At 70.6% G+C, this 4,120-nt stretch carries 5 protein-coding genes and 1 pseudogene; 5 read left to right on the forward strand and 1 reads right to left on the reverse strand.

What is annotated here, in order from left to right; genetic code table 11:
• The first annotated feature begins 32 nt into the window (after positions 1-32).
• The 3 genes and pseudogenes from FNH04_RS42515 to FNH04_RS48320 form a co-directional block, all read left to right on the forward strand.
• Positions 33-698: a TetR/AcrR family transcriptional regulator gene (locus tag FNH04_RS42515; RefSeq protein ID WP_152791588.1), complete on the forward strand. Its 666-nt coding sequence runs from the start codon at positions 33-35 to the stop codon at positions 696-698.
• Between the two features lie 269 nt (positions 699-967).
• On the forward strand, positions 968-2,326 hold the full coding sequence (locus FNH04_RS42520; protein WP_322725469.1) for an MFS transporter: 1,359 nt from the start codon (positions 968-970) through the stop codon (positions 2,324-2,326).
• Between the two features lie 179 nt (positions 2,327-2,505).
• Positions 2,506-2,613, forward strand: a pseudogene (locus FNH04_RS48320) (VOC family protein); the annotation flags it as partial.
• Here the strand turns inward: FNH04_RS48320 and FNH04_RS42530 are convergent.
• The gene (locus FNH04_RS42530) at positions 2,606-3,079 is read right to left on the reverse strand and encodes a PPOX class F420-dependent oxidoreductase (protein ID WP_152791589.1); all 474 of its coding nucleotides are present in this window, start codon (positions 3,077-3,079) and stop codon (positions 2,606-2,608) included. The pseudogene FNH04_RS48320 and the gene FNH04_RS42530 overlap by 8 nt on opposite strands.
• A 74-nt stretch (positions 3,080-3,153) precedes the next feature.
• Between FNH04_RS42530 and FNH04_RS42535 the strand changes: the two genes are divergently transcribed.
• Together FNH04_RS42535 and FNH04_RS42540 are read left to right on the forward strand one after the other, a co-directional pair.
• Positions 3,154-3,774: a TetR/AcrR family transcriptional regulator gene (locus FNH04_RS42535; protein WP_152791590.1), complete on the forward strand. Its 621-nt coding sequence runs from the start codon at positions 3,154-3,156 to the stop codon at positions 3,772-3,774.
• A partial coding sequence (locus FNH04_RS42540; protein ID WP_152791591.1) for an MFS transporter occupies positions 3,771-4,120 on the forward strand: 350 nt, incomplete at its 3' end. The genes FNH04_RS42535 and FNH04_RS42540, both read left to right, overlap by 4 nt.

Genomic DNA, 4,120 nt, shown 5'->3' on the forward strand with positions numbered 1-4,120 from the left:
CCGCCCTCCCGCCCGAAGGAACCCGAGGAACGATGACCACTGTCGAAGAGCCGGCCCGTTCGGGCGGGCGGCTGCGTGACGCGGCCCGCACGAGGGCCGAGATCCTCGACGTGGCGACCAAGGAGTTCGCCCGGGCCGGGTACGCCGGGGCGCGTGTCGACGAGATCGCGGCCCGCACCCGCACCACGAAGCGGATGATCTACTACTACTTCGGCGGCAAGGAGCAGCTGTTCACGGCCGTCCTGGAGCGCGCGTACTCGGTGATCCGGCAGGCCGAGCAGGAGCTGGACGTCGAGCACCTGGACCCGGTCGCGGCGATCCGCAGGCTGGCCGAGCTGACCTTCGACCACCACGAGGAGCACCCCGACTTCATCCGCCTGGTGAGCATCGAGAACATCCACGAGGCGGAGCACATCGCGGCCTCCGAGGAGCTCGCGAGGATCGGCTCGCCCGCGCTGGACGTCATCAGCCGCATCCTGGAGTCGGGCCGGAAGTCGGGCCTGTTCACCGCCGACGTGGACGCCGTGGACCTGCACGCGATGATCAGCTCGTTCTGCTTCTTCCGGGTCGCCAACCGGCACACCTTCGGCGCCCTCTTCGGCCGTGACCTGGTGGCCGCGGACCAGCGCGAGCACTACCGGGCCATGCTCGGCGACATGGTCATCGCCTATCTGACCGCGGACCGCACCGCGGACTGAACCACCCCGTCCGACAGGCCGCGCCACCTCCGCAGGCCCCGGCCCTTCGAAGCCCTCCCGCGAAGCCCTCCGCGAAGTCCTCTCAGCGCGACCCCTTGACACCCGGGAAACGCGGGCGCAACATCACTGGCCATCCGCTACTAACTATCCAGTGGGTTAATTAGCCGGGTAGCACCCGGCGCGGCCGACCCGTCCACCCCCCAGGGATCCGGCACTTCTCCCCCTCCGCTCACTCCACCTACGTTGGAGTCCCCTCGAAGGAGCACGCCGTGTCGTCTGTCCCCGCCGCACCGCTCGACGCGCCACCCGGCCAGCCGAAGAAAGCCGCCACGGCCGCGTGGATCGGCAGCGCCCTGGAGTACTACGACTTCTTCATCTACGGCAGCGCCGCCGCCCTGATCTTCCCGGCGGTCTTCTTCGACGAGTCGGACCCGGCCACGGCGACCCTGCTGTCGCTGGCCACGTTCGGCGTCGCGTACGCGGCACGGCCGGTCGGCGCGCTCTTCCTCGGACACTTCGGGGACCGGCTCGGCCGCAAGAAGATCATGGTCTTCACCCTGATCCTGATGGGTCTGTCGACGTTCCTCATCGGCTGCCTGCCCACGCGTGACCAGGTCGGCACGCTCGCCCCCGTCCTCCTCGTGATCTGCCGTGTCCTGCAGGGCATCTCGGCGGCCGGCGAGCAGGCCAGCGCCAACTCGATGACCCTGGAGCACGCGCCACCGGGGCGCCGGGGATTCTTCACCAGCTTCACCCTCAGCGGTACCCAGGGCGGGCAGCTGCTCGCCACCCTGGTCTTCATCCCGGTCGCCGCGCTCCCCGAGGACCAGTTGCTGTCATGGGGCTGGCGCATCCCGTTCTGGCTGAGCATCGCGGTGGCCGTCGTCGGGTACGTCATCCGGCGCACCCTGGAAGAGACCCCGGCCTTCACCCAGCAGCAGGCGAAGTCCGAGGGCGTGGCCAAGCTGCCGCTCGCCGAGCTGCTGCGCACGCACTGGGCGGACGTGCTGCGGGTCATCGCGGGCGCGCTGGTCGCGTCGGTCTCCACGATCTTCACCGTGTGGGCGCTGGCGTACGGCACGAGCGAGTCGGTCGGGCTGTCGCGTTCCTCGATGCTGTGGGTGGGCGCACTCGCCAATCTCGTCGCGCTCGGCACGATCCCGGCGTGGGCCGTCCTGTCCGACCGCATCGGGCGCCGCCCGGTGTTCCTGATCGGTGCGGCGGGCAGCGCGGCCATGATGTTCGTCTACCTGTGGGCGATCTCCACGGGCTCCTACCCGCTGGTCCTGCTCCTCGGCATCCTCACCTTCGGGGTCGTCTACTCGGCCGCGAACGGCATCTGGCCCTCCTTCTACGGCGAGATGTTCCCCACCCGGGTCCGCCTGTCGGGTATGGCGATCGGCACGCAGATCGGCTTCGCGATCGCCGGTTTCGCCGTGACCTTCGCCGCGCAGATCGCCGGCCCGGACGGTGACGACTGGTTCTCCGTGGCCCTCTTCACCGCGGCCCTGTGCGTGCCCCCGGTCCTCGCCGCCCTCACAGCCCGCGAGACCCACAGGATCCCGACGGAACTCCTCGGCGAACGCGCGCCGGACGAGAACGCGGACCGGGAACGGGTCGCAGCCTGACCTCCTGCGCCTCTGCCACGACCCGGACATCCGTGCCGGACGCTGTGGTCCATCCCGGGTCGGCGTCTTCCTCGCCCCGTCGATCGTGTGGTCGGCGGGGCGAAGCGCTGTGAAGTGACGGGCACGCAGCCGCAGTCCGCAGGGCGGGTGCTGGTGAGCGGAGCGGTGTGTCTTGTACCGGCTTCCACGTCATGGCCCACGACGTGCCCTCGCAGCTGCCCTGGAACCAGGGCGAGAACCCGTTCTTCGTCTCCGTACGCGGTGGCGACGCCGAGGAGGTCAGCGCTTGGGGACCCCGTACGCGCGCTCCACCCGGAGCCGCAGCACGAGTCGCCCGTCCCGGACCATGGCCGCGCGGTAGTCGTCCCAGTCGGGGTGCTCGCCGCTGACGTCCCGGTAGAGGCGGATCAGTTCCTCGACCGTCTCGTCGTACGGGTCCCCGGCGACGGGCGTCAGGTCCGCCACGCCTTCCACGACCGTGTACGCCCAGCGGTCGTCGCTGGTCACGTGGTACGACACCCGGGGGTCCCGGCGCATGTTGCGGGTCTTGGCGCGCGAGTCCGTGATCGACACGCGCACGGTCCGCTCGTCCGGGTAGTACGCGTGGTTGACGTTCGAGAGCTGGGGGCGGCCGTCGGCCTTGAGGGTCACCAGTACTCCGCCGTCGCGCTCGGAGAGCAGTCCGAGCAGTGCGTTGCGCTCGTCCCGCGCGGTGTCGGGCACGCCGTCGGGTTCCTTCGGGTCCTGGGTCATGCCCTGATCAACGGAGCGGACCTCGCGGGAATTCCGAGTAGACAGTGTCTACCCAGGCTTGGTAGACACTGTCTATGGCATCTGCGAGTGAACGGGACGGCAGGCTGCGCTCCCGTCTGATCGAGGTCGGGGTCGATCTGGTGACCGCGGAGGGCGTCCAGGCGCTGTCCCTCCGCGAGATCGCCCGTCGTGCGGGCGTGTCGCACGGGGCGCCCCGCCGCTACTTCCCCACCCATCTGGAGCTGCTGTCCGCCATCGCGCGCCGGGGCTTCGAGGACCTGGCCTCCCGGGGCGCGGTCGCGATCGGCGACGGCACGGCGAGCCCCCGGGAGCAGCTGGCGACGCTGGGGCGCGTGTATCTGGACTTCGCGCTCACCCACCGGGGCATGCACGAGCTGATGTTCCGCCACGACCTGCTGGAGAGCAACACGCTGGGCCTGCGGGACACGAGTCTGCCGATCTTCGCCCTGCTGACGGACCTGGTCGGCCGTGCCCGCCCCGACGCCGACGCCCGCCTCGTCGCGGGCTCGTTCCTCGCCAACCTGTACGGCATCGCCCAGCTGTGGTCCTGGGGCAGCCTCCAGCTCACCACGGGCGCCGACGACGTCGTACCCCTCCTGCGCACCGCGCTCGACGCACACCTCGGGCCCGAGGGACCGGAGGAACCGGAGGAACCGGAGGGATACGAAGGATGACGGCTACGAGATCCGGGGGTGGTGCCGTCACGGCCACCACGGGCGGCGCGGTCCCGGCCGCGCGCCGTCGTCTCATCCTCACCGGCAGCGTGCTCGGGGCCGTGATCGTCGCCCTCGACGGAACCGTGCTCACGATCGCCCAGCCCACGCTCCAGCGCGACCTCGGCGCCTCCTTCACCCAGGTGCAGTGGACCAGCACCGGCTACCTCATCGCGGTGGCGAGTCTGCTGGTCTTCGCGGGACGGCTCGGTGACCGGTACGGCCACCACCGGTTGTTCGCCGTCGGGATGCTGGGCTTCGGGGCGGCGTCGGCGGGTATCGGATGCGCGTCCGGGGTGGGCTGGGT

The sequence above is a fragment of the Streptomyces phyllanthi genome (genome assembly GCF_009377205.1).
GTDB lineage: Bacteria > Actinomycetota > Actinomycetes > Streptomycetales > Streptomycetaceae > Streptomyces > Streptomyces phyllanthi.